Origin of the sequence: Pseudomonas sp. 2(2015), assembly GCF_000955865.1 — a bacterium.
Classification (GTDB): Bacteria; Pseudomonadota; Gammaproteobacteria; order Pseudomonadales; family Pseudomonadaceae; genus Aquipseudomonas.
Genome location: NZ_JYOF01000013.1, coordinates 145,014 through 167,827, shown reverse-complemented (window position 1 = coordinate 167,827; position 22,814 = coordinate 145,014). Strand labels below are relative to the sequence as shown.

Here is a 22,814-nt window from a genome sequence, read left to right as displayed (position 1 = left end):
AGCCAGCTCCCACAGGTACTGCATACCGCGGACCTTGTGGGAGCTGGCTTGCCAGCGACAGCGTCCTCAACGGAACGCTGTTGCCTGCAACCCCGCCAGCACCAAGCGCTGATACAAGTCCTCCTTCAGCCCCTGGGGCTGCGCCAACCCCATCCGCGCCAACTGCGCAGGAAACGCCTCGGGCGCCGGTGCATCCAGCGCCGCCTTGCCCAGCTCCAGCACCTCGCTCAACTTGAACTTGCTCTTGAGCCAGTTCAGCGCCCGCAGCAAATCGCGCTCCTCGGCGGTGAAATCACTGCCCAGCGGATACTCGGGGAACAACCGTGCGTGGCGGTCACGCAGCGCCTGCAAACGCTGCGGGGTGTTGTCGCTGAAGCGCGGGGCCAGGCAAAAGTCCTTGGGCAACTTGCCAGCTTTCTGCGCCCGCTCGATCAGTTCGGGCTGAAAGCGCGAGTCCGTGATCGCCAGCAAACGGGCAATCACCTCAGCATCGGTCTGCCCGCGCAAGTCGGCGATTCCGTATTCGGTGACGACGATATCGCGCAGGTGGCGGGGAATGGTGCAATGACCGTATTCCCAGACCAGGTTGGAACTGACCTCCCCGCCTGACTCACGCCAGCTGCGCAGCAGCAGGATCGAACGCGCGCCTTCCAGGGCATGGCCCTGGGCAACGAAGTTGTACTGCCCGCCGACCCCGCTGAGCACCCGGCCGTCTTCCAGCTGGTCGGCGACCCCGGCGCCCATCAAGGTCATGGTGAACACTGTATTGATAAAGCGCGCATCCCGGCGCTGCAGGCGCTTGAGCGACTCCTGGCCATACAGCTCGTTGATGTAGCTAATGGCGCTCATGGCGAAGCGTTTGCGCTGGCTTGGCGGCATTTCCCGCAGGCGCTGGTAAAACGCCTGAGGGCCAAGAAAGAAGCCGCCATGCACCAGCACACCCTGGTCATCCAGCTCGCCGTTGTTGGCCGCCTGCTGGCGCGACTCGTCCGGGTACACCGGGCGGCGGATGATTCCAGCTTCGACCAGTGCCAGCAGGCCGTTGACGAACATTTCGCTGCAGCCGTACAGGCCGCGGGAAAAGGGCTGGAGGCCGCCTTCGCGTTCGATCAGGCTATGCCAGGGCGTCAGGTTGATATCTGCCAGCAATGCCTGGTACGCCTCGCTGTCAGCCTGTCGCGCCAGCAACCCTGCGGTCAGCGCATCGCCCATGGCACCAATGCCGATCTGCAGGGTGCCGCCATCGCGTACCAGGGTGCTGGCATGCAGGCCGATGAAATGGTCCTGGGTGGTCACCGGCATGTTCGGCGTGGAGAACAACCGGGTGTTTTCCGGGCGGTCGATCAGCAGGTCGAAGTCATTGCGGGGCAGCTCGGACGCGCCCGGCATGTACGGCAGTTCGGCATGCACCTGGCCGAGCATGAGGATGGTTTCGCCGGCTGCCCGGCGGCGGGCAATCATTGGCAGCAGGTCGAGGGTGATGTCCGGGTTGCAGCTCAGGCTCAACTGGCCGGGATGTGCCGGATCTTCGGCTACCAGCTGCGCCACCAGGTTCAAGCCCTTGGCGTTGATATCGCGGGCGGCGTGGCTGTAGTTGCTGCTGACGTAGTCCTGCTGGGCCATGGAGCTGTGCAACAGGCTGCCGGGTTGCATGAAGAACTGCTCGACACGGATGTTGGCCGGCAACTGGTCGCGGCGCAGGTCGTGCAGGTAGTCCAGCTCAAGGTAGTCGGCGAACACCCGCTCGATGAAGGGCTCAAGAAAGCGCCGCTGCAAGCCGTCGCCCAGGTCCGGGCGGCCCAGGCTCAAAGCGGTGTAAATGGTCAGTTGCCGCTCGGGCAACTGGCGGATTTGCGCATACAGGGCGTTGACGAAGCGGTTGGGCTTGCCCAGCCCCAGCGGCAGGCCCATGTGGATATGCGCGGGCAGGCGCGCCAGCACCTGGTCTACGGCATCGTCGATCGAACAGCTGTACGCCATCGCGGCCTCCTGTGGCATTCCTTGAACAGGTTGGACCGAGCATGCCGCCAGATTGCTGCGCTGGCCAGCGCTAAAAAGCACAAAGCCCGCACGCGGCGGGCTTTGTTGGGCAAGCGCTGGGCTTACAGGCCGGACATCTTCTTGATGGCGCCCATCAGGTCGTCATCCGAGCAGTCGGCGCAGGTGCCTTTCGGCGGCATGGCGTTGATACCGGTAATGGCCTTGGCGAGGATGCCGTCCAGACCACCCTGGTGGTCGGAGCGCTCTTTCCAGGCGGCGGTATCGCCGATTTTCGGCGCGCCGAGCAGGCCACTGCCATGGCAAGCATTGCAGTGCTTGGCGATGATTTCATCCGGGGTCTTGGCACCGCCGCCAGCAGCAGAGGCTGCGACTTCCATTCCCTTGCATTCCTGCCCCTGAACACACACCTGGCCGACCGGTTCCAGTCGCTTGGCGATGTCGTCGTTGGTCGCAGCTTGAGCGCTGACTGCCCAAAGGGCCAATACGGCAGCTGGTACGGCCAGCATTTTCTTGATTAGATTCACGCGTACACCCTCATGGTGGCTAGTCACGCCCGCGGCCACGGTTTCGCAGGCGGCGCAAGTATAACGGGAACCCTGCCTCACCGAAACAACCCTAGTGTCCAAAGGGTCTTAGCCGCGACAATCCGCCGCGCAATACCCGCTAGAAGTTGGCCGGAGTCGCCGCGCTGATCAGCCGGGCCGGCTCATCGTAAGGATTGCGGAAACGGTGCGGCTTGGTACTTTCAAAATAGTAGCTGTCGCCCGCTTCGAGGATGAAAGTTTCCAGGCCTACTACCAGTTCGAGACGACCTTCAAGAAGGATGCCGGTTTCTTCGCCGTCGTGGGTGAGCATTTCTTCGCCGGTGTCGGCACCCGGTGGGTAAACCTCGTTGAGAAAGGCAATGGCCCGGCTCGGGTGCGCCTTGCCGACCAGTTTCATGGTCACCGCGCCGTCCGAAATGTCGATCAGCTCGTGAGCTTTGTAGACGATCTGGGTGGGGTTTTCCGGTTGCAGCTCTTCGGAAAAGAACTCGACCATGGACATCGGAATACCGCTCAACACCTTGCGCAACGAGCTGATGGAAGGGCTGACGCTGTTCTTCTCGATCATCGAGATGGTGCTGTTGGTGACGCCCGCACGTTTGGCGAGTTCACGCTGTGACAGGCCCTTGAGCTTGCGTATGGCTTGCAGTCGTTCACCGACGTCCAAAGCTGGAGCCCTCCTAAACGAACGAGTGGGGTCGAAATTGAACGTTATCATCGCAACAGCGTTCAGTATTTACAACACTTCGACCCGCAGCCTGTCCGCTTTGGCGCCTTAATCGCCGCTGTAGTCCAGCGGTACGCGCTTGAGGTTGCAGAAAATCTGGTAAGGGATGTTGCCAGCGTGCATGGCCACTTCGCTGGCCAGCACGTTTTTGCCCCACAGTTCCACCGGGCTGCCGAGGCCCGCTTCAGGCACGTCGGTGAGATCAATGCAGAGCATGTCCATCGATACCCGGCCAATCAGCTGGGTACGTTTGCCGGCCACCAGCACCGGCGTACCGTTTGGCGCCTGGCGCGGGTAGCCATCGGCGTAACCCATGGCCACCACACCAACCCGAGTCGGCCGCGGGCTGACAAACTTGGCACCGTAGCCTACCGGCTCGCCGGCTGGCAGCTCACGCACGCTGATCACCCGTGATTGCACGGTCATCACCGGCTGCAGGCGCGCCGCTTGAGCCTGGGGCACTTCGAACGGCGTGGCGCCGTACAGCATCAGGCCCGGGCGCACCCAGTCGCTGGGCAGGTTCGGCCAACCGAGCACGGCCGGCGAGTTGCGCAGGCTGACCTCGGCGCTCAAGCCCTGGCGTGCGGCCTGGAACACCGCCAGTTGTTCGTTGCTGGCCTCGCTGTCGAGCTCATCGGCACGGGCGAAGTGGCTCATCAGCACGATGCGCGCAACCTTGCCGCTGGCCAGCAGGCGCTGGTACGCGGCCTGGTAGTCCTTGGCATGCAGGCCAACCCGGTGCATGCCCGAGTCGAGCTTGAGCCAGACTGTAATCGGCTTGCTCAGGTGCGCTTGTTCGATAGCCTCCAGTTGCCACAGCGAATGCACCACGCACCACAGGTCATGCTCGGCGATCAGTTGCAGTTCGCTGGCTTCAAAGAAGCCTTCGAGCAACAGCACCGGCGGCTTGATCCCGGCTGCGCGCAGCTCCAGCGCCTCTTCGATGCAGGCCACGGCAAAACCATCGGCGTGCTGCTCCAGGGCCAGGGCGCAACGCACGGCACCGTGACCATAGGCATCGGCCTTGATCACGGCCAGGGCTTTGGCTCCGGTCAGTTCGCGGGCAAGTTGATAGTTGTGACGCAGGGCTTGAAGATCGATCAGGGCACGGGCGGGACGCATGACGGCAGCCTTCTGGGCAGTCTGGTTAGAAGTAAAAAGCCCGGTGCTCGAAGGCAGCTGGTCGGCCGCCGGCGGCACCGGGTGAGGGATCGGGTATTACGGCAGTGCGGCGACCACCGACAGCTCGATAAGGATTTCCGGCTCGCACAGCTTGGCTTCAACGGTGGCACGGGCCGGGGCGACGCCTTTTGGCAGCCACTTGTCCCACACCGCGTTCATGCCCTGAAAATGCGCGTCGATGTCCTTGAGATAGATGGTCACCGAAAGCAGGCGGCTCTTGTCGGTGCCGGCCAGGTCCAGCAGGCGCTCGATGTTGGCCAGGGTCTCGCGGGTTTGCTGCTCGATCCCGGCGTTCATGTCGTCACCGACCTGGCCCGCGAGGTACACGGTGCCGTTGTGGGTAACGATCTGGCTCATGCGCTCATTGGTGAGCTGGCGCTGGACTGACATGCTTGGCAGGCTCCTGGTGTTTTCCGTAGCGAGAGATATCGAGGCCTTCAGCGCTGATTTGCGGCTTCTTGCGCGCAATCAGGTCGGCCAGCAGGCGACCGGAACCGCAGGCCATGGTCCAACCCAGGGTACCGTGACCGGTGTTGAGGAACAGGTTACGGAACGGGGTAGCACCGACGATCGGCGTACCGTCCGGGGTGGTCGGGCGCAGGCCGGTCCAGAAACTGGCCTGGCTCAGGTCGCCGCCACGAGGATAAAGGTCGTTGACGATCATCTCCAGGGTTTCGCGCCGACGCGGGTTCAGCGACAGGTCGAAACCGGCGATTTCAGCCATGCCGCCGACGCGGATGCGGTTGTCGAAACGGGTGATCGCGACCTTGTAGGTTTCGTCGAGAATGGTCGAGGTCGGGGCCATGGCCGGATCGGTGATCGGCACGGTCAGCGAGTAGCCTTTGAGCGGGTAGACCGGGGCCTTGATGCCCAACGGCTTGAGCAACTGCGGCGAGTAGCTGCCCAGGGCCAGCACGTAGCGGTCGGCGGTTTCCAGCTTGCCGTCGATCCATACACCGTTGATGCGGTCACCGGCGTAGTCCAGGCGCTGAATGTCCTGGCCGAAGCGGAACTCGACACCAAGTTTGATCGCCATTTCCGCCAGGCGGGTGGTGAACAGCTGGCAGTCGCCGGTCTGGTCGTTGGGCAGGCGCAGGGCACCGGCAAGGATATCGGTCACGTTGGCCAGGGCCGGCTCGACGCGGGCAATGCCTTCGCGGTCGAGGACTTCGTACGGCACGCCGGACTGCTCGAGGACGGCGATGTCCTTGGCGGCGTTATCCAGTTGCGCCTGGGTGCGGAACAGCTGGGTAGTACCCAGGGTGCGGCCTTCGTAGGCAATGCCGGTTTCAGCGCGCAGCTCGTCGAGGCAGTCACGGCTGTATTCGGACAGGCGCACCATGCGCTCCTTGTTCACCGCGTAACGGTTGGCGGTGCAGTTGCGCAGCATTTGCGCCATCCACAGGTACTGGTCGATGTCGGCGGTGGCCTTGATGGCCAGGGGCGCGTGGCGCTCCAGCAGCCACTTGATGGCCTTGAGCGGCACGCCCGGGGCAGCCCAGGGCGAAGCGTAACCAGGCGAGACCTGGCCGGCGTTGGCAAAGCTGGTTTCCATGGCGACTGCCGGTTGACGGTCGACCACGACGACTTCGAACCCTTGCCGTGCCAGATAGTAGGCACTGGCGGTTCCAATCACACCGCTACCAAGTACCAGAACTCGCATGTTTATTACCCTCGACGCAGCGTACCGCTGACATTTGTTGTTAATGGCGTAGATGCGCGCAGTATAGGAAGGTATGACCAGTGCTTTTCACTATATAAAAGCCTATATTTGGCGAGAATTCTCGGCAAGGTTGGCTTTTACGGAGGGGCATCCACTATGAGAACCCAGCACCAAAGCAAGCGTGAACTGGACAAGATCGACCGCAATATCCTGCGCATCCTGCAGGCCGATGGACGCATCTCGTTTACTGAACTGGGCGAAAAGGTCGGCCTGTCGACCACCCCCTGCACCGAGCGGGTCCGGCGCCTGGAGCGCGAAGGGATCATCATGGGCTACAACGCCCGGCTCAATCCTCAGCATTTGAAGGGCAGCCTGCTGGTGTTCGTCGAGATCAGCCTCGACTACAAGTCGGGCGACACTTTCGAAGAGTTCCGACGTGCCGTGCTGAAGTTGCCGCACGTGCTCGAGTGTCACCTGGTCTCGGGCGACTTCGATTACCTGGTCAAGGCGCGGATTTCCGAGATGGCCTCGTACCGCAAGCTGCTTGGCGACATCCTGCTCAAGCTGCCGCATGTGCGCGAGTCGAAGAGCTACATCGTCATGGAAGAGGTGAAGGAAAGCCTCAACCTGCCGATTCCGGACTGAGGTTCAGACCAGCACCTGGCGGGTGCTGGCGATGTACTGGTGGACCAGCTTCTCGGCCTGCGGATCGATCATATCGGCCGGGCCGCGGCCATTGGGGCATGGCAGCTTCGGCGTGGTACCGAACAGGCGGCAGATCAGCGGCCGCTCTTCGTACACGGTGCAACCGTTGGGGCCCAGGTGCACGCAGTTCAGTTCCGCCAGCGCGGCTTCCTGCTCGGCGGCGCTCTTGCGCGGCAGGCGGGCCATTTCTTCTGACGAAGTGGTGACCGGCCCGCAACAGTCGTGACAGCCCGGCACACATTCAAACGACGGGATCTGCTCGCGCAGGAAGCGGATCTTGTGGCTGTTGCAACTCATGGCGGCCTGCGGCAAAGAAGTCTGGCGCTCTATTTTGCCCTACGGTTGCCCACCCCTGAAAGCGCAGCTTATCCTGCGTAAAATTTTCCAAACACTCAGAACCAGGACATCGCCATGAACGCCGGCGTTCAGCAGCCCGCCTCACACACCGCTTCCTACTACGCTGCCAGCAGCGCCCCACAAGCGGATTATCCACAGCTGCAGGGCGAACTGAGTTGCGACGTCTGTATTGTCGGCGGTGGTTTTTCCGGGCTGAACACGGCGATCGAACTGGCCGAGCGCGGCCTCAATGTGATCCTGCTGGAAGCGCGCAAAATCGGCTGGGGCGCCAGTGGGCGTAATGGCGGGCAGCTTATTCGTGGCGTCGGCCACGGCCTTGAGCAGTTCACGTCGATCCTTGGTTGCGACGGCGTGCGCGAGCTCAAGCTGATGGGCCTGGAAGCGGTAGACATCGTCCGCGAGCGTATCGAGCGGCACAGCATAGAGTGCGACCTGACCTGGGGTTACTGCGACCTGGCCAACAAACCGCGCGACCTGCAAGGTTTCGCCGAGGATGCCGAAGAACTGCGCAACCTCGGTTACCGCCACGAGCTACGCCTGGTAGCGCCGGAGCAGATGCACAGCGTGGTCGGCTCGGACCGCTACGTTGGCGGCTTGATCGACATGGGCTCCGGGCATTTGCACCCGCTCAACCTGGCCCTGGGCGAGGCCTTGGTGGCTGGCAAGCTGGGCGTGCGCCTGTTCGAGCAGTCTGCGGTGACGCGCATCGACTATGGCCAGCAGGTGCGCGTGCACACCGCGCAAGGTTCGGTATCGGCCAGCACCCTGGTGCTCGGTTGCAACGCCTACCTTAACGACCTGAACCCCGAACTCGGTGGCAAGGTGCTGCCCGCCGGCAGCTACATCATCGCCACCGAGCCTCTGAGCGAAGCCCAGGCCAGCCAGTTGCTGCCGCAAAACATGGCCGTCTGCGACCAGCGCGTGGCCCTCGATTACTACCGTCTGTCGGCCGATCGCCGGCTGCTGTTTGGCGGTGCCTGTCATTACTCCGGACGCGATCCGCAAGACATCGCCGCCTACATGCGGCCGAAAATGCTCAAGGTGTTCCCGCAGCTCGCCGATGTGCGCATCGACTATCAATGGGGTGGAATGATCGGCATCGGTGCCAATCGCCTGCCGCAGATCGGCCGCCTACCCAACCAGCCCAACGTGTACTTCGCCCAGGCGTACTCCGGCCACGGCCTGAATGCCACGCACCTGGCCGGCAGGCTGCTCGGTGAAGCCATCAGTGGCCAGCACAGCGGGCGCTTCGACTTGTTCGCGCGGGTGCCGCACATCACCTTCCCGGGCGGTAAACACCTACGCTCGCCGCTGCTGGCCCTGGGCATGCTCTGGCATCGGATGAAAGAGCTGGTCTAAGACCGCCAGAACGGCTTCAAGCCTTCCTCGCGGGCCTGCTCAGGAGTCAGGCCGACGTCGCGCAGTTGCGCTGCGTCCAGCGCCAGTAGTGCCCTGCGGGTATGCCAACGGTGCGCCATCAGGCCCCAGCGACTGAGACCGGTGGGCGCACTGAACAGCTGGGTACGCTGCTCGCGGCTCAGTTCTTCGGCATACAGTTTCAGGCGCACATCGCTCATGCCGCTCATTGCTTGTTACCTCCAGGGTGTGTGAACCGTGGAGAAAGCATGCGCGTCAAGGCAAAACCATTACAGATCCAAAGACCGACTATTATTTCCATACAGAATTGGTAGATTTCCTACTGAATGCTGTATTTTTTCCTCATCTGTATTGGTCTGTTGCTGTAGTCGTTTTCCGGAGTATGCCATGACGTTGTACATCAACCTCGCCGAGCTGCTCGGTGCCCGTATCGAACAAGGCCTGTACCGTCCCGGCGACCGCTTGCCTTCGGTACGCGCCCTGAGCATCGAACATGGTGTCAGCCTGAGCACGGTGCAGCAGGCCTATCGCCTGCTGGAAGACAACGGCCTGGCCGCACCACGGCCAAAATCCGGCTACTTCGTGCCCAACAACCGCAGCCTGCCCGCCCTCCCCGATGTCAGCCGCCCGGCACAACGGCCGGTGGATATTTCCCAATGGGAGCAGGTCATCGAGCTGATCCGCAGCGAGCCGAATAAAAACGTGGTGCAACTGGGCCGCGGCATGCCCGATATCGACAGCCCGACCCTCAAGCCGCTGCTGCGCAGCCTGGCCCAGCTCAGCCGACGCCAGGACATGCCCGGCCTGTATTACGACACCATCTCTGGCACCCGCGCCCTGCGCGAGCAGATCGCCCGGCTGATGCTCGACTCCGGCTGCACTGTCAGCCCGGCCGACCTGGTGGTGACTACCGGCTGCCACGAGGCGCTGTCGAGCAGCATCCGCGCGGTGTGCCAGCCCGGCGATATCGTCGCGGTGGATTCGCCCAGCTTTCATGGCGCCATGCAAACCCTCAAGGGCCTGGGCATGAAGGCCCTGGAGATCCCCACCGACCCGCTCACCGGGATCAGCCTCGAAGCCCTGGAACTGGCCCTGGAGCAGTGGCCGATCAAGCTCATCCAGATCACCCCGAACTGCAACAACCCGCTCGGCTACATCATGCCCGAGGCGCGCAAGAAGGCCTTGCTGACCCTGGCGCAACGCTTCGACGTAGCGATCCTGGAAGACGATGTGTATGGCGACCTTGCCTACACCTATCCCAGACCGCGGACCATCAAGTCGTTCGACGAGGACGGTCGAGTGCTGCTCTGCAGCTCGTTCTCCAAGACCCTGGCGCCAGGCCTGCGCATTGGCTGGGCGGCCCCGGGACGGTATCTGGAGCGGGTGCTGCACATGAAGTACATCAGCACCGGCTGCACCGCCACCCAGCCGCAACTGGCAATTGCCGACTTCATCGAAGGCGGCCACTACCAGCCGCACCTGCGGCGCATGCGCAGCCAGTACCAGCGCGGGCGCGACCAGATGAGCGACTGGGTTACCCGCTACTTTCCACCGGGCACCCGCGCCAGCCGGCCCCAGGGTGGTTTCATGCTGTGGGTGGAATTGCCGGAAAGTTTCGACACACTGCGCCTGAACCGGGCTTTACTTGGGCAGGGCGTGCAGATTGCCGTCGGCAGTATTTTCTCGGCCTCGGGCAAGTACCGTAACTGCCTGCGGATGAACTTCGCCGCACGCCCCAGTGCCGAAATCGAAGCGGCAGTGCGCAAGGTTGGCGAAACCGCCATTCGTCTACTGGCCCAGGAGCACGGCACCGGGTAACTTTGCGCCGCCGCTCGCGGTCCATATTCTTACGCCTCAGTTGTAACAGGACGATCTTTTTGAAAAGCCAGCGGGTGCTGCCACTACTGCTGTCGCTACTGCTCGGCCTGGGCGGCTGCGCCAGCGTCAGCCAGCCACGGGAAGTCAGCCAGGCGCTGCCGGCCAGTGACTCGGCCTTTGGCCGTTCAGTGCAGCGCCAGGCCTCGGCCTATGACGGGCGTTCCGGCTTTCGCCTGCTGCCCAACAGCAACGAAGCCTTCCGCGCCCGCGCCGAGCTGATTCGCAACGCCCAGTCGAGCATCGACCTGCAGTACTACATCGTCCACGACGGCCTCAGCACCCGCGCGCTGGTGCACGAGCTGCTGCAGGCCGCCGACCGCGGGGTGCGCGTGCGCATCCTGCTCGACGACACCACCAGCGATGGCCTCGACGAAATGATCGGCACCCTGGCCGCGCATCCGAACATTCACATCCGCGTGTTCAACCCCTTGCACCTGGGCCGCAGCACTGGCGTAACCCGGGCCATGGGCCGGCTGTTCAACCTGTCATTGCAGCACCGGCGAATGCACAACAAGCTGTGGCTGGTGGACAACAGCATGGCCATTGTCGGGGGGCGCAACCTGGGCGATGAGTATTTCGATGCCGAACCCAACCTCAACTTTACTGACATCGACCTGCTCGGCGTCGGCCCGGTGGCCGAACAGCTGGGGCACAGTTTCGACCAGTACTGGAACAGCGCGCTGAGCAGGCCGATTGGCGATTTTCTGTTCACCCAACCCGATGCCGACGACCTGCGCAACAGCCGCCAGCGCCTTGAGGCGTCACTGGCCGATGCGCGGGTCAAGCGCAAGGCTCTGTATGAGCGGCTGATGGCCTATCAAGCCCGGCCGCGCCTCGACGTGTGGCGCAACGAGCTGATCTGGGCCCATAACCAGGCGCTCTGGGACGCGCCGAGCAAGGTACTGGCCCGTGACGAGCCGGACCCGCAACTGCTGATGACCCAACAGCTGGCACCGGACCTGAACAACGTCCAGCACGAGCTGATCTTGATCTCGGCCTATTTCGTGCCCCGCGAGTCCGGCCTGCTCTACCTGACCAGCCATGCCGACAAAGGCGTATCGGTAAAATTGCTGACCAATTCACTGGAAGCCACCGATGTGCCGGCGGTGCATGGCGGCTATGCACCCTATCGCAAGGCACTGCTCGAGCACGGCGTGCACCTGTATGAACTACGCCGCCAGCCAGGCGATCCGGGCTCGCGCCGCGGCTTGCGCTTTCATGGCAGCTCGGACTCGAGCCTGCACAGCAAGGCGATCGTCTTCGACCGCAAGAAGACCTTCATTGGCTCGTTCAACTTCGACCCGCGCTCGGTGCTGTGGAACACCGAGGTCGGGGTGTTGGTCGACAGCCCGGAACTGGCCGAATACACCCGCGAGCTAGCCGCCCAGGGTATGGCCCCGGCGGTCAGCTACCAGCCACAATTGGTCGATGGCCAGCTGGTCTGGGTGACCGAGGACAACCACCGCCTGCACACCCTGACCACCGAGCCCGGCGGTCTGTGGCGGCGCTTCAACGCCTGGATCAGCAAGGCTGTGGGCCTGGAGAAGATGCTCTAGACCGGCGCCGGCTCAAAAGCATTGGGCCGCCGCGCGAGCAGCACCAGGCCAAAGGCCCCCACGGCCATGAACAGCGGCAGCGCATGCCCGCTGACCCATTGGCTGCCCGCCCCTGCCGCCAGCGGTCCGATCAGGCAACCGATGCCCCACAGCTGCGCAACATGAGCATTGGCGCGCACCAGTGCGTCGTCGCGGTAGCGTTCGCCAATCAGCACCAGCGACAAGGTGAACAGGCCGCCGGCACTGGCGCCGAACAACACCCACAAAGGCCAGATCAGCGGCGTTTGCAGCGCCAGCGGGATTGCCAGGCTCGAAGCCAGCAGCGTCAAGGCACAGCCACTGAACAGCGTGCGCCGCGACATGCGGTCGGCCAGTGCGCCGATCGGCAGTTGCAGCAGCGCATCACCGACCACCACGGTACTGACCATGAACAGGGCGATTTCGGTAGTGAACCCCTGCTGCAGGCAATAAACCGGCAGCAAGGTCAGGATCATCGCCTCGAAGGCAGCAAACAGGGCAATAGCCCAGGCGATCACCGGCAATCGCCGGCAGAAACCGAACAGGTCGGTGAAGGTCACGCTGCAGGCTTCGGCACTCGGTGCACCGTCGCGCCCGAGCAGCACCAATGGCGCGGCAATCAGCAGACCGGCACCGATCCAGAAGCCCAGGTCATCCTCCGAACCCACCACGCCAAGCAACAATGGCCCGGCCAACTGGCTCAAGGCATAACTGCTGCCATACAGCGCCACCAGACGCCCGCGCCATTGCTCGACCACCAGCTGGTTGATCCAGCTTTCGCCGAGGATGAACACGATAGTCAGGATGATCCCGATCAACAGGCGCAAGGCCAGCCACAACGGATAGCTCGGCAGCAACGCCAGCAAGCCGATAGACAACGCCCCTGCCCACAGGCACAGGCGCATCAGCCCCGGCGTACCAAAACGCGCGGCCAGACGGCTGGACAGGCTGGCACCGACCAGCACGCCAATGGCCGGCATCGCCGCCATCACACCAATGGCAAAGCTGCCGTAGCCCCAACCCTCCAGGCGCAACGACACCAGCGGCATACTGACGCCCAGGGCCAGGCCGACACTGAGCACGGCCGCCAGCACGGCGAAATAGGTTCCCCAACGCATCGGCGTCTTCCTCGCAAAAAAATCGCGGGGCAAGCCCGCTCCCACACTGTGGAAGAGGGCTTGCCCCGCGACAGGTCCGTCTGGATTTACAGCTTGATCCAGGTCGCCTTCAGCTCGGTGTACTTGTCCAGCGCGTGCAGCGACTTGTCACGGCCGTTGCCCGACTGCTTGAAGCCGCCGAACGGTGCGGTCATGTCGCCGCCATCGTACTGGTTGACCCACACGCTACCGGCACGCAGGGCCTTGGCGGTCAGGTGCGCCTTGGAGATGTCGGCGGTCCACACACCGGCAGCCAGGCCGTATGGGGTGTCGTTGGCGATGTTGATCGCCTCGATGGTGGTGTCGAAGGTGATCACCGACAGGACCGGGCCGAAGATCTCTTCCTGGGCGATCTTCATGGCGTTGGTCACGCCGTCGAAGATGGTCGGTTCGACATAGGTGCCGCCGGTTTCTTCGAGAATGCGCTTGCCGCCCACCAGCAGCTTGGCACCATCGCTGTGGCCAGCGTCAATGTAGGACAGCACGGTGTTCATCTGCTGGGTATCGACCAGAGCACCGACGGTGGTAGCTGGGTCAAGCGGGTTGCCCGGCTTCCAGGCCTTGAGTGCTTCGAGCACCAGCGGCAGGAACTTGTCCTTGATCGAGCGCTCGACCAGCAGGCGCGAACCTGCGGTGCAGACTTCGCCCTGGTTGAAGGCAATGGCGCTGGCGGCGGCCTCGGCGGCGGCGTTGAGGTCGGGGGCGTCAGCGAAGACGATGTTCGGGCTCTTGCCGCCGGCTTCCAGCCAGACGCGCTTCATGTTCGACTCACCCGCGTAAATCATCAGCTGCTTGGCGATCTTGGTCGAACCGGTGAACACCAGGGTATCGACGTCCATGTGCAGGGCCAGGGCCTTGCCAACGGTGTGGCCATAGCCTGGCAGCACGTTGAGTACGCCCGCCGGGATGCCGGCCTCGATTGCCAGTTGGGCGATACGGATGGCAGTCAGCGGTGATTTTTCCGAAGGCTTGAGCACCACCGAGTTACCGGTGGCCAGGGCCGGGCCGAGTTTCCAGCTGGCCATCAGCAGCGGGAAGTTCCACGGCACGATGGCGGCAACGACGCCCACCGGCTCGCGGGTCACCAGGCCGAGCTGGTCGTGCGGGGTAGCGGCGACTTCGTCGTAAATCTTGTCGATCGCTTCACCGTTCCAGCTCAGGGCCTGGGCGGCGCCTGGCACGTCGATGTTCAGCGAGTCGCTGATCGGCTTGCCCATGTCCAGGGTTTCCAGCAGGGCCAGCTCTTCGACGTTCTGCTTGAGCAGCGCGGCGAAACGAATCATGGTGGCCTTACGCTTGGCCGGGGCCAGGCGCGACCAGACGCCGGAGGCGAAGGTGGCACGGGCGTTTTCAACGGCGCGGTTGGCGTCGGCCTCGTCACAGCTGGCGATCTGCGCCAGGAGGCGTCCGTCGACCGGGCTGAGGCACTCGAACGTGGCGCCGGAAACGGCAGCGGTGTATTCACCATTGATGAAAGCACGGCCTTCGATCTTCAGTTGCTGGGCACGCTGTTCCCAGTCCGCACGAGTCAGGGTGGTCATACGAAACTCCTCCTCTTGTTAAGGTGCAGTGCCGCGCGAGGGCTTAGGGGCACTGTCGAAAATTCTGGCTGGGCGACACAGGCGCACAGGCACCTGCCACCCTAAACCACCGGCGCCCTAATTTTCAATATATTTGACATAATCACACCAAACACCTACTGATGTTCATTTTATTAAACAACAAAAAGGGGACCCGATCATGCGTATTGACCAGATCATCGACTTCGCCCAAGTGCTGACCGAGGCTGAACGCTACCGTCCTGCCGCGGAAAAGATACTCAAGGGCGAACCGGATCAAGCCGTCTATAACCACTATGCCAGCCCTTGCGGACAATTCGCCGCCGGCGTCTGGGAAGGCGAAGTCGGTCAATGGACCGTCAATTACACCGAACACGAGTATTGCGAGATCGTTCAAGGCGTCTCGGTGCTTCGCGACGAGGCAGGCGGGGCAAAAACCCTGCGCGCGGGCGACCGCTTCGTGATCCCGGCGGGCTTCAAGGGCACCTGGGAAGTGCTGGAGCCGTGCCGCAAGATCTATGTGATGTTCGAGCAAAAATAGATAACTACCGCTCGAGCAGGGCTTGCCCAACAGAGCATGGCGTTGCCCAACCGGGCATTCAATCACGAAGGAAGCAACGTCATGACCAATGAAGAAGCCCTGCAACAGATCGATCACCTTATCGGTAGCCGCTATGTGACCAGCGTCAAAGCCTACGTCAGCGAGCTGACCGGTCGTGACCGCGTCGTCGGCATCGATGAAAGCTCGACTCGCGAGTATGATCCAGAGCGGATTCAGATCGAGGGAGATGCGGACGGCAGGATTAAAGCGTTCGCCTTCAACTGATCGACGGCCGGGTTTAGGCCCAGGTGCAGAAAAAGCAGCATAAAAAAAGGGCCCGTATCCAGAGATACGGGCCCTTTTTTCGTCAGCCGGATCAATTACTTGATCTTGGCTTCCTTGTAGATCACGTGCTTGCGAACAACCGGATCGAATTTTTTGATTTCGATTTTGTCCGGAGTGGTGCGCTTGTTCTTGTCGGTGGTGTAGAAGTGGCCGGTATTAGCGGTCGACACCAGACGGATCAATTCACGCATGATTCTCTCCCTTAGACCTTAGCGCCGTTACGGCGAATGTCGACCAGAACGGCATCAATGCCGCGCTTGTCGATGATACGCATGCCTTTGGCAGATACGCGCAGACGCACGAAACGCTTCTCGGACTCGACCCAGAAGCGATGATGCTGCAGGTTCGGCAGGAAACGACGACGGGTTTTGTTGTTTGCGTGGGAAATGTTATTCCCGGTTACCGGACCCTTACCGGTAACTTGACAGACTCTCGACATGCCTCAGCCCTCTAAAACCACATGCCCAACCCGGCATGGGTTGGCCGCTTAATCTCTCAGTCTTTGGCGCCAGGCGCCGTGTTTCTTCAGGGTCTTATCGACTCGGTCAGCAGATGCGACAAGCCGAGCCCCTAGAAAAGAGCGCTGCTTTATACCAGAAAGACCAGAGCACAACAACAGAAGATGTGCTTTGACTTGCTGTTCGACACGCCGGAGCAGCATAACCACTGGCCCGGCCGGCTGTCGACCGCCCGTCGCTCGATCGGCAAAAAAGGATATGGTCATTTGTCTCACGGCACACTAGGGTAGGACTTTTCCAGACTGCACTGGCAGATGGGCCATCGATCAGCCAAGGAATCCCCATGCGTGCTGCCGCTCTACCCCTGTTGTTCGTCACCTTGCTCGGCCCGGCTTTCGCCCAAGCGGCTGCGCTGAGTGTGTGCACCGAAGCCAGCCCCGAAGGCTTCGACGTGGTCCAGTACAACTCGCTGACCACCACCAATGCCTCGGCCGACGTACTGATGAACCGCCTGGTCGAGTTCGATGCGCGCCAGGGCCAGGTGGTGCCGAGCCTGGCCGAAAGCTGGACGGTTTCGCCAGACGGCCTGATCTATGAGTTCAAGTTGCGCCCGGGGGTAAAGTTCCATAGCACCGCCTACTTCAAGCCCGGGCGCACGCTGGATGCCGACGACGTGCTGTTCAGTTTTCAGCGCATGCTCTACCCCGCCCATTCCTGGCACAAGATCGCCCAGAGCGGCTATCCGCACGCCCAGTCGCTGCAGCTACCCAGCCTGATCAAGCAGATCGAGGCCGTCGACCCGCTGACCGTGCGCTTTACCCTCGACCATCCCGACGCCACGTTCCTGGCCACCCTGAGCATGGGCTTTGCCTCGATCTACTCTGCCGAGTACGCCGACCAGTTGCTCAAGGCCGGCACCCCGGAGAAGCTCAACAGCCAGCCGATCGGCACCGGGCCGTTTGTGTTCAATCGTTTCCAGAAGGACGCGGTGATCCGCTACCGCGCCAACCCGGACTACTTTGCCGGCAAGCCGGGTGTCGACCCGCTGATCTTCGCCATCACCCCCGATGCCAACGTGCGCCTGCAAAAACTCAAGCGCAATGAATGCCAGATCGCCCTGTCGCCGAAACCGCTGGATATCGCCGCGGCCAGCGAGGATCCGACCCTCAAGGTGGAAAAGACCGAAGCCTTCATGACCGCTTTCGTCGCCCTCAATAGCCAGCACGCACCGCTGGACAAGCCGGAAGTACGCCAGGCCATCAACCTCGCCTTCGACAAGGCCAGCTACCTCAAGGCCGTGTTCGAAGGCACCGCCGTCGCCGCCAATGGCCCGTATCCGCCCAACACCTGGAGCTACGCCAAGGACCTGCCAGGCTATCCGGCCAACCTCGACAAGGCTCGGGCCCTGCTGGCCAAGGCCGGCCTCAAGGACGGCTTCAGCACCACCATCTGGACCCGCCCGCAAGGCAGCTTGCTCAACCCCAACCCCAGCCTCGGCGCGCAATTGCTGCAGGCCGACCTGGGCAAGATCGGCATCAAGGCTGAAATCCGCGTGATCGAATGGGGCGAGCTGATCCGCCGGGCCAAGGCTGGCGAGCACGACCTGCTGTTCATGGGCTGGGCCGGTGACAATGGCGACCCGGACAACTTCCTCAGCCCGCAGTTTTCCTGCGCGGCGGTCAAGTCCGGGACCAACTTCGCCCGTTACTGCGATCAGCGCCTCGACCAGTTGATCAGCGCCGGCAAGACCACCAATGACCAGAGCGTGCGCAGCCGTCTGTACCAACAGGCGCAGACGCTGATTCAGCAGCAGGCCTTGTGGCTGCCCCTGGCCCACCCGACCGCCGCCGTACTGGCGCGCAAGGATGTCCAGGGTTACCAGGTCAGCCCGTTCGGTCGCCAGGACTTCGCCGGGGTCAGCACCTCGCGCTAGAGCCAGCCGTGCTCGGCCATCGACAGTGGCTCGCCGTCGCCGATGACGAAGTGGTCGAGCACGCGCACTTCGATCATGTCCAGCGCCTTGGTCAGGCGCCGGGTCAGGACCAGGTCGGCATCGCTGGGCTCGCTCACGCCTGAAGGATGGTTGTGGCAGAGGATCAACGCCGCGGCGTTATGGGCCAGGGCGCGCTTGATCACCTGCCGCGGATAGACGCTGGCGCTGTTGATCGAGCCCTGGAACAGCGCCTCGAAGGCCAGCACCCGGTGCTTGCTGTCGAGAAACAGGCAACCGAAGACCTCATGCGGCTCGTGGCGCAGGCGCGCCTTGAGGTAGTCCTTGACCGCCTGCGGGCTCTGCAGGGCTGAATCGCGCCGCAGGCCCTCGGCCAGGTGGCGCCGGGACATTTCCAGCACGGCCTGCAACTGGGCGAACTTTGCCGGGCCCAGGCCGAGCTCGCCATTGAAGCTGCGGCTGTCTGCCTCCAGCAGCCCGCGCAGGCTGCCGAAGCGCCCGAGCAGATGCCTGGCCAGGTCGACCGCGCTACGCCCACGCACCCCGGTGCGCAAAAAAATCGCCAGCAGCTCGGCATCCGACAGGTTGCCCGCCCCCGACTCCAGCAGTTTTTCCCGCGGGCGCTCCGCCGCAGGCCAATCCCTGATACTCATGACAATTCCCTCTGTCTTTCGGTTACTGCTCCCGGTTTGAGCCCTGTGCTACATTAGCCGCTCATTTTTACGCGACGAACCGGCCTGGGGAGGCGTCGTCGCCGCGTGCAATCACTGAGCAAAAGGCAAGCCTATGCAGCGGCTGTATCGGAAGCGCATCGTTCTCGGCGTCGGCGGCGGCATTGCCGCCTACAAGAGTGCCGAGCTGGTTCGCCGACTCCTGGAACACGGCGCCCAAGTGCGCGTCGTCATGACCCGTGGCGGGGCCGAATTCATCACCCCGCTGACCATGCAGGCCCTGTCCGGCCACCCGGTGCACATGGACCTATTGGACCCTGCTGCCGAAGCGGCGATGGGCCATATCGAGCTGGCCAAGTGGGCCGACCTGGTGCTGATCGCCCCAGCCACCGCCGACCTGCTCGCGCGCCTGGCCCAGGGTGTCGCCGATGACCTGCTGACCACCCTGGTGCTGGCTACCGATGCCACCGTGGCCGTGGCCCCGGCGATGAACCAGGCAATGTGGCGCGACCCGGCCACCCAGGCCAACCTTGAGCTGCTGCAAAGCCGCAATATCCAGGTGTTCGGCCCGGCTTCCGGCAGCCAGGCCTGTGGCGACGTGGGCCTGGGCCGCATGCTCGAAGCCACCGACCTGGCCTGGTGCGCCGCCGAGACTTTCAAGCGCGAGTCGCTGACCGGCAAGCACGTGTTGATCACTGCCGGCCCGACCCAGGAAAACATCGACCCGGTGCGCTACATCACCAACCACAGCTCGGGGAAAATGGGCTTTGCCCTGGCTGAAGCCGCCGTGGAAGCTGGCGCCAAGGTGACCCTGGTGACCGGCCCGGTGAATCTGCCGACACCCGACCGCGTCACCCGCATCGACGTGGTCAGCGCCCGCGACATGCTTGCCGCCTGTGAAGCCGCCATCCCCTGCGATGTGTTCATCGCCTCGGCAGCAGTCGCAGACTACCGCCCAGAAGTAGTGGCCCCGCAGAAACTCAAGAAAGACCCTACGACAGGTGACGGCCTGCTGCTGCAGATGGTCCGCAACCCGGACATTCTTGCCAGCATCTCCACCCGTCCTGACCGCCCGTTCAGCGTCGGCTTTGCCGCCGAGACCGAACACTTGCTCGATTACGCCGCGCGCAAGCTCAAGGACAAGAACCTCGACCTGATTGTCGCCAACGATGTGGCCAACCCCAGCATCGGCTTCAACAGCGAGGAGAACGCCTGCAGCGTCATCGACCGTCAACTTCACGCAACAGTTTTCGCGCAGACCAGCAAGGGCAAGATCGCCCGCCAGCTGGTAGCCTTCATTGCCGAACGTCTCAACCAGGTTTAATTTCGCATGCACGCACTACAAGCCAAGATTCTCGATCCACGCATCGGCAGCGAGTTCCCGCTGCCGCAGTACGCCACCCCGGGTTCGGCCGGCCTTGACCTGCGCGCCATGCTCAAGCAAGACACCGTCCTCGAGCCAGGCCAGACCCTGCTGATCCCTACCGGCCTGTCGGTGTACATCGGCGATCCGGGCCTGGCGGCGCTGATCCTGCCGCGCTCGGGCCTTGGCCATAAACATGGCATCGTCCTCGGCAACCTGGTCGGCCTGATCGACTCCGACTACCAGGGCGAGCTGATGGTCTCGTGCTGGAACCGCGGCCAGACCCCATTCACCATCGCCATCGGCGAGCGCATTGCGCAGCTGGTGCTGGTACCCGTGGTACAGGCGCACTTCGATATCGTCGAAACCTTCGACGAAAGCCAGCGTGGCGCTGGCGGCTTCGGTCATTCCGGTAGCCATTGAGGCGCTTCCAGCAGGTGCTGCCGGGGCTATTGATAGCCCTGGCTGGCCTGCTTGCGGGCGTACTACTGACTTGGTTCACCGCAGTACTGCCTGGCCAGCGTGAGCACCGCAACAACCTGGCTTACGCCCAGGCCGGTGCACTCGTATCGCACCTGGACGCCTCGATCATTGCCGTCAGCAGCGAAGTGAACGCCCTGGCGAGAAGCCCGGCGGTACTGGCATTGATTCAATCACCTGACCCCAAAAAGCTGCTCGGCGCATTCGCCCACCTCGACGGCCTGATGGCGGCGCAGTTGCTCAAACCTGGACAGGCCGCCTCGAGCCCACCCATGAGCGAGCCCGTGCTCGACATGATCCGGCGCGCCGAGCGCGGCATTCCACCTGCCCTTGAAGCCTATCCTGAGGCTGGACAGCAACGGGTTTTCAGCGTCACCGCACTGCGTGAGTCTGCTGACGCCCCCGTACAGGCCATTCTGGTGCTCACATTCGCGCTCTCACGCTTCACTGACCCACTGCAGCGCGATGCGGGTACGATTGGTCAGATGCGACTGACACAATTGGTGTTCAACGACCCGCCCGTCGAGCTTTTCAGCCACGGCCACAGCCAGGCGCCGGCATTGCACCAGTTGGGCACTGCCAACGCCACCTGGGCCTTGGGGTTTCAGCCCGGCCCCTTGATCGAGAACGCCTCGGCATACAGGTTCAACCCCTGGCTGCTGCTCGCCACCTTTCTAGCGTTGTCCGGCCTGTTCGGCGGCTTTTGGTTAACCGCCAGACGCTCCCGGAATGGGGCCGTAAACATCAGCTCAATGTAGACAGAACAGACTTTACCGGCGAACTCTGTCGCGAAAATGCCGTCAAAGGCGGACATATTGACTCGCGCAGTGGCTGCCGCTGACGCTCTCAGCAACCCTTTTAGATTGGAGTTTCCCAGGTGACCAGCATGGAACGAGTGACCCCGAACCTTCCCGCGAGCATCTTCCGCGCCTACGATATCCGAGGCGTGGTCGATGACACCCTGACCGCCGAAACCGCTTATTGGATCGGCCGCGCCATCGGCGCCCAGACGCTGGCCCAGGGTGAGCCGAACATCTCGGTCGGCCGCGACGGGCGCCTGTCGGGGCCAATGCTGGTCGAGCAACTGATCAAGGGCCTGGTCGAAGCCGGCTGCAAGGTCAGTGACGTCGGCCTGGTGCCGACCCCAGCCCTCTACTACGCCGCCAACGTACTGGCCGGCAAGTCCGGAGTGATGCTCACCGGCAGCCACAACCCGCCGAACTACAACGGCTCCAAGATCGTCATCGCCGGCGACACCCTGGCCAACGAGCAGATCCAGGCTCTGTTGATCCGCCTGCAAACCAACGACCTGAGCCGCGGCGAAGGCAGCGTCGAGAAAGTCGAAATCCTCGAGCGCTATTTCAAACAGATCACCGGCGATATCAAGCTGGCGAAGAAGCTCAAGGTGGTGGTGGACTGCGGCAACGGTGCGGCTGGCGTGATTGCCCCGCAGCTGATCGAAGCCCTGGGCTGCGAAATGATCCCGCTGTTCTGCGAGGTCGATGGCAACTTCCCCAACCACCACCCGGACCCGGGCAAGCCTGAGAACCTGGTCGACCTGATCGCCAAGGTCAAGGAAACCGGCGCCGACCTGGGCCTGGCCTTCGATGGCGATGGCGACCGCGTCGGCGTGGTCACCAACACCGGCACCATCGTCTACCCCGACCGCCTGCTGATGCTGTTCGCCCAGGACGTGCTGGAGCGCAATCCGGGCGCCGAGATCATCTTCGACGTCAAATGCACCCGCCGCCTGACCCCGCTGATCGAGCAGTACGGCGGCCGCGCGCTAATGTGGAAAACCGGTCACTCGTTGATCAAGAAGAAGATGAAACAGACCGGCGCCCTGCTCGCCGGTGAAATGAGCGGCCATATTTTCATCAAGGAACGCTGGTACGGTTTTGACGATGGTATTTACAGTGCCGCGCGCCTGCTGGAGATCCTCAGCAAGGCCAAAACCGATGCCGAACAGCTGTTCGCGGCGTTCCCGAACGATATTTCCACGCCGGAAATCAACATTGATGTGACCGACGAGGGTAAATTCAGCATCATTGATGCACTGCAACGCAACGCCGACTGGGGCAACGACGCCAACCTGACCACCATCGATGGTGTGCGGGTCGACTACCCACAAGGCTGGGGCCTGGTTCGCGCCTCCAACACCACGCCGGTGCTGGTATTGCGCTTCGAGGCCGACACTGACGCCGAACTGCAGCGTATCCAAGAGGTATTCCGCGCCCAGCTAAAGCGCGTTGCCCCTGACCTGCAACCCGAGTTCTGACC

23 protein-coding genes and 1 pseudogene are annotated in these 22,814 nt (G+C 62.8%); 11 read left to right on the top strand and 13 right to left on the bottom strand.

Going from position 1 to position 22,814, the window contains the following annotated elements:
• Positions 1 to 66 precede the first annotated feature (66 nt).
• From UB48_RS18290 to dadA, 6 genes are all read right to left on the bottom strand, one after another.
• Positions 67 to 1,980 (bottom strand): acetyl-CoA hydrolase/transferase C-terminal domain-containing protein, encoded by a 1,914-nt coding sequence (locus tag UB48_RS18290; RefSeq protein ID WP_045199627.1) that lies wholly within the window; start codon positions 1,978 to 1,980, stop codon positions 67 to 69.
• Positions 1,981 to 2,102: 122 nt separating this feature from the next.
• Positions 2,103 to 2,507: a cytochrome c5 family protein gene (locus UB48_RS18285; RefSeq protein WP_045199625.1), complete on the bottom strand. Its 405-nt coding sequence runs from the start codon at positions 2,505 to 2,507 to the stop codon at positions 2,103 to 2,105.
• A 157-nt stretch (positions 2,508 to 2,664) separates the two neighbouring features.
• Entirely contained in the window at positions 2,665 to 3,213 is a 549-nt protein-coding gene (locus tag UB48_RS18280) for a cupin domain-containing protein (protein ID WP_010225839.1), read from the bottom strand.
• Positions 3,214 to 3,321: 108 nt separating this feature from the next.
• Positions 3,322 to 4,395, bottom strand: a complete 1,074-nt coding sequence (gene alr / locus UB48_RS18275) for an alanine racemase (protein ID WP_045199623.1) — start codon at positions 4,393 to 4,395, stop codon at positions 3,322 to 3,324.
• A 96-nt stretch (positions 4,396 to 4,491) separates the two neighbouring features.
• Positions 4,492 to 4,845: a RidA family protein gene (locus UB48_RS18270; protein ID WP_010225843.1), complete on the bottom strand. Its 354-nt coding sequence runs from the start codon at positions 4,843 to 4,845 to the stop codon at positions 4,492 to 4,494.
• Entirely contained in the window at positions 4,817 to 6,118 is a 1,302-nt protein-coding gene (gene dadA / locus UB48_RS18265; RefSeq protein WP_045199621.1) for a D-amino acid dehydrogenase, read from the bottom strand. The genes UB48_RS18270 and dadA overlap by 29 nt, the downstream gene beginning before the upstream one ends.
• Positions 6,119 to 6,274: 156 nt before the next feature.
• Here dadA and dadR point away from each other — a divergent pair, with 156 nt between their 5' ends.
• Positions 6,275 to 6,763, top strand: coding sequence for a transcriptional regulator DadR (gene dadR, locus UB48_RS18260; RefSeq protein WP_008366790.1), 489 nt, complete (start codon positions 6,275 to 6,277; stop codon positions 6,761 to 6,763).
• A 3-nt stretch (positions 6,764 to 6,766) separates the two neighbouring features.
• On the opposite strand, the gene UB48_RS18255 is transcribed toward dadR, so the two are convergent.
• Positions 6,767 to 7,120 (bottom strand): YkgJ family cysteine cluster protein, encoded by a 354-nt coding sequence (locus UB48_RS18255; protein ID WP_045199617.1) that lies wholly within the window; start codon positions 7,118 to 7,120, stop codon positions 6,767 to 6,769.
• A 114-nt stretch (positions 7,121 to 7,234) separates the two neighbouring features.
• Here UB48_RS18255 and UB48_RS18250 point away from each other — a divergent pair, with 114 nt between their 5' ends.
• Positions 7,235 to 8,539, top strand: coding sequence for an FAD-binding oxidoreductase (locus UB48_RS18250; protein WP_045199615.1), 1,305 nt, complete (start codon positions 7,235 to 7,237; stop codon positions 8,537 to 8,539).
• Here UB48_RS18250 and UB48_RS18245 read toward each other — a convergent pair.
• A complete protein-coding gene (locus UB48_RS18245; protein ID WP_045199613.1) occupies positions 8,536 to 8,766 on the bottom strand; it encodes a DUF1127 domain-containing protein in 231 nt (76 codons plus the stop codon). The two genes, UB48_RS18250 and UB48_RS18245, sit on opposite strands and share 4 nt — an antisense overlap.
• A gap of 178 nt (positions 8,767 to 8,944) precedes the next feature.
• On the opposite strand from UB48_RS18245, the gene UB48_RS18240 reads away from it, so the two are divergent.
• A complete protein-coding gene (locus tag UB48_RS18240; RefSeq protein ID WP_045199611.1) occupies positions 8,945 to 10,375 on the top strand; it encodes a PLP-dependent aminotransferase family protein in 1,431 nt (476 codons plus the stop codon).
• 59 nt (positions 10,376 to 10,434) lie between these two features.
• Complete coding sequence (locus UB48_RS18235) at positions 10,435 to 11,991, top strand: phospholipase D family protein (RefSeq protein WP_045199609.1); 1,557 nt, start codon at positions 10,435 to 10,437, stop codon at positions 11,989 to 11,991.
• Here the strand turns inward: UB48_RS18235 and UB48_RS18230 are convergent.
• Both UB48_RS18230 and UB48_RS18225 read right to left on the bottom strand, forming a co-directional pair.
• Positions 11,988 to 13,127 carry an MFS transporter gene (locus tag UB48_RS18230; protein ID WP_045199607.1) on the bottom strand — a complete coding sequence of 380 codons (1,140 nt, stop codon included), beginning with the start codon at positions 13,125 to 13,127 and terminating at the stop codon, positions 11,988 to 11,990. The genes UB48_RS18235 and UB48_RS18230 overlap by 4 nt on opposite strands.
• Positions 13,128 to 13,213: 86 nt before the next feature.
• Positions 13,214 to 14,707, bottom strand: a complete 1,494-nt coding sequence (locus tag UB48_RS18225) for an aldehyde dehydrogenase (RefSeq protein WP_045199605.1) — start codon at positions 14,705 to 14,707, stop codon at positions 13,214 to 13,216.
• 199 nt (positions 14,708 to 14,906) lie between these two features.
• On the opposite strand from UB48_RS18225, the gene UB48_RS18220 reads away from it, so the two are divergent.
• Together UB48_RS18220 and UB48_RS18215 are read left to right on the top strand one after the other, a co-directional pair.
• Entirely contained in the window at positions 14,907 to 15,266 is a 360-nt protein-coding gene (locus tag UB48_RS18220) for a cupin domain-containing protein (protein ID WP_045199603.1), read from the top strand.
• 81 nt (positions 15,267 to 15,347) lie between these two features.
• Positions 15,348 to 15,551, top strand: coding sequence for a hypothetical protein (locus tag UB48_RS18215; RefSeq protein ID WP_045199601.1), 204 nt, complete (start codon positions 15,348 to 15,350; stop codon positions 15,549 to 15,551).
• A 95-nt stretch (positions 15,552 to 15,646) separates the two neighbouring features.
• Here UB48_RS18215 and rpmG read toward each other — a convergent pair whose 3' ends face one another.
• Both rpmG and rpmB read right to left on the bottom strand, forming a co-directional pair.
• Positions 15,647 to 15,802: a 50S ribosomal protein L33 gene (gene rpmG / locus UB48_RS18210; RefSeq protein ID WP_010225867.1), complete on the bottom strand. Its 156-nt coding sequence runs from the start codon at positions 15,800 to 15,802 to the stop codon at positions 15,647 to 15,649.
• 11 nt (positions 15,803 to 15,813) lie between these two features.
• A complete protein-coding gene (gene rpmB / locus UB48_RS18205) occupies positions 15,814 to 16,050 on the bottom strand; it encodes a 50S ribosomal protein L28 (RefSeq protein WP_010225868.1) in 237 nt (78 codons plus the stop codon).
• A gap of 362 nt (positions 16,051 to 16,412) precedes the next feature.
• Here rpmB and UB48_RS18200 point away from each other — a divergent pair, with 362 nt between their 5' ends.
• Complete coding sequence (locus UB48_RS18200; RefSeq protein WP_045199599.1) at positions 16,413 to 18,002, top strand: ABC transporter substrate-binding protein; 1,590 nt, start codon at positions 16,413 to 16,415, stop codon at positions 18,000 to 18,002.
• Here UB48_RS18200 and radC read toward each other — a convergent pair.
• The gene (gene radC / locus UB48_RS18195) at positions 17,999 to 18,673 is read right to left on the bottom strand and encodes a DNA repair protein RadC (protein ID WP_010225870.1); all 675 of its coding nucleotides are present in this window, start codon (positions 18,671 to 18,673) and stop codon (positions 17,999 to 18,001) included. The genes UB48_RS18200 and radC overlap by 4 nt on opposite strands.
• 133 nt (positions 18,674 to 18,806) lie before the next feature.
• On the opposite strand from radC, the gene coaBC reads away from it, so the two are divergent.
• From coaBC to UB48_RS18175, 4 genes and pseudogenes are all read left to right on the top strand, one after another.
• Positions 18,807 to 20,015 carry a bifunctional phosphopantothenoylcysteine decarboxylase/phosphopantothenate--cysteine ligase CoaBC gene (gene coaBC / locus UB48_RS18190; RefSeq protein WP_045199598.1) on the top strand — a complete coding sequence of 403 codons (1,209 nt, stop codon included), beginning with the start codon at positions 18,807 to 18,809 and terminating at the stop codon, positions 20,013 to 20,015.
• A gap of 6 nt (positions 20,016 to 20,021) precedes the next feature.
• Complete coding sequence (dut, locus tag UB48_RS18185) at positions 20,022 to 20,477, top strand: dUTP diphosphatase (protein WP_010225872.1); 456 nt, start codon at positions 20,022 to 20,024, stop codon at positions 20,475 to 20,477.
• Positions 20,474 to 21,292, top strand: coding sequence for a hypothetical protein (locus UB48_RS18180; RefSeq protein ID WP_045199596.1), 819 nt, complete (start codon positions 20,474 to 20,476; stop codon positions 21,290 to 21,292). The genes dut and UB48_RS18180 overlap by 4 nt, the downstream gene beginning before the upstream one ends.
• A gap of 149 nt (positions 21,293 to 21,441) precedes the next feature.
• Positions 21,442 to 22,812: pseudogene (locus UB48_RS18175) on the top strand (phosphomannomutase/phosphoglucomutase); the annotation flags it as partial.
• Between the last annotated feature and the right edge of the window lie 2 nt (positions 22,813 to 22,814).

Coding starts and splice junctions, on each gene's coding strand:
- UB48_RS18215 (WP_045199601.1), top strand. CDS start 15,348: ATGACCAATGAAGAAGCCCTGCAACAGATCGATCACCTTATCGGTAGC.
- rpmG (WP_010225867.1), bottom strand. CDS start 15,802: ATGCGTGAATTGATCCGTCTGGTGTCGACCGCTAATACCGGCCACTTC.
- UB48_RS18245 (WP_045199613.1), bottom strand. CDS start 8,766: ATGAGCGGCATGAGCGATGTGCGCCTGAAACTGTATGCCGAAGAACTG.
- rpmB (WP_010225868.1), bottom strand. CDS start 16,050: ATGTCGAGAGTCTGTCAAGTTACCGGTAAGGGTCCGGTAACCGGGAAT.
- coaBC (WP_045199598.1), top strand. CDS start 18,807: ATGCAGCGGCTGTATCGGAAGCGCATCGTTCTCGGCGTCGGCGGCGGC.
- UB48_RS18250 (WP_045199615.1), top strand. CDS start 7,235: ATGAACGCCGGCGTTCAGCAGCCCGCCTCACACACCGCTTCCTACTAC.
- UB48_RS18220 (WP_045199603.1), top strand. CDS start 14,907: ATGCGTATTGACCAGATCATCGACTTCGCCCAAGTGCTGACCGAGGCT.
- UB48_RS18240 (WP_045199611.1), top strand. CDS start 8,945: ATGACGTTGTACATCAACCTCGCCGAGCTGCTCGGTGCCCGTATCGAA.
- alr (WP_045199623.1), bottom strand. CDS start 4,395: ATGCGTCCCGCCCGTGCCCTGATCGATCTTCAAGCCCTGCGTCACAAC.
- UB48_RS18200 (WP_045199599.1), top strand. CDS start 16,413: ATGCGTGCTGCCGCTCTACCCCTGTTGTTCGTCACCTTGCTCGGCCCG.
- UB48_RS18225 (WP_045199605.1), bottom strand. CDS start 14,707: ATGACCACCCTGACTCGTGCGGACTGGGAACAGCGTGCCCAGCAACTG.
- UB48_RS18290 (WP_045199627.1), bottom strand. CDS start 1,980: ATGGCGTACAGCTGTTCGATCGACGATGCCGTAGACCAGGTGCTGGCG.
- UB48_RS18270 (WP_010225843.1), bottom strand. CDS start 4,845: ATGTCAGTCCAGCGCCAGCTCACCAATGAGCGCATGAGCCAGATCGTT.
- UB48_RS18255 (WP_045199617.1), bottom strand. CDS start 7,120: ATGAGTTGCAACAGCCACAAGATCCGCTTCCTGCGCGAGCAGATCCCG.
- dadR (WP_008366790.1), top strand. CDS start 6,275: ATGAGAACCCAGCACCAAAGCAAGCGTGAACTGGACAAGATCGACCGC.
- dut (WP_010225872.1), top strand. CDS start 20,022: ATGCACGCACTACAAGCCAAGATTCTCGATCCACGCATCGGCAGCGAG.
- UB48_RS18285 (WP_045199625.1), bottom strand. CDS start 2,507: ATGCTGGCCGTACCAGCTGCCGTATTGGCCCTTTGGGCAGTCAGCGCT.
- radC (WP_010225870.1), bottom strand. CDS start 18,673: ATGAGTATCAGGGATTGGCCTGCGGCGGAGCGCCCGCGGGAAAAACTG.
- UB48_RS18230 (WP_045199607.1), bottom strand. CDS start 13,127: ATGCGTTGGGGAACCTATTTCGCCGTGCTGGCGGCCGTGCTCAGTGTC.
- dadA (WP_045199621.1), bottom strand. CDS start 6,118: ATGCGAGTTCTGGTACTTGGTAGCGGTGTGATTGGAACCGCCAGTGCC.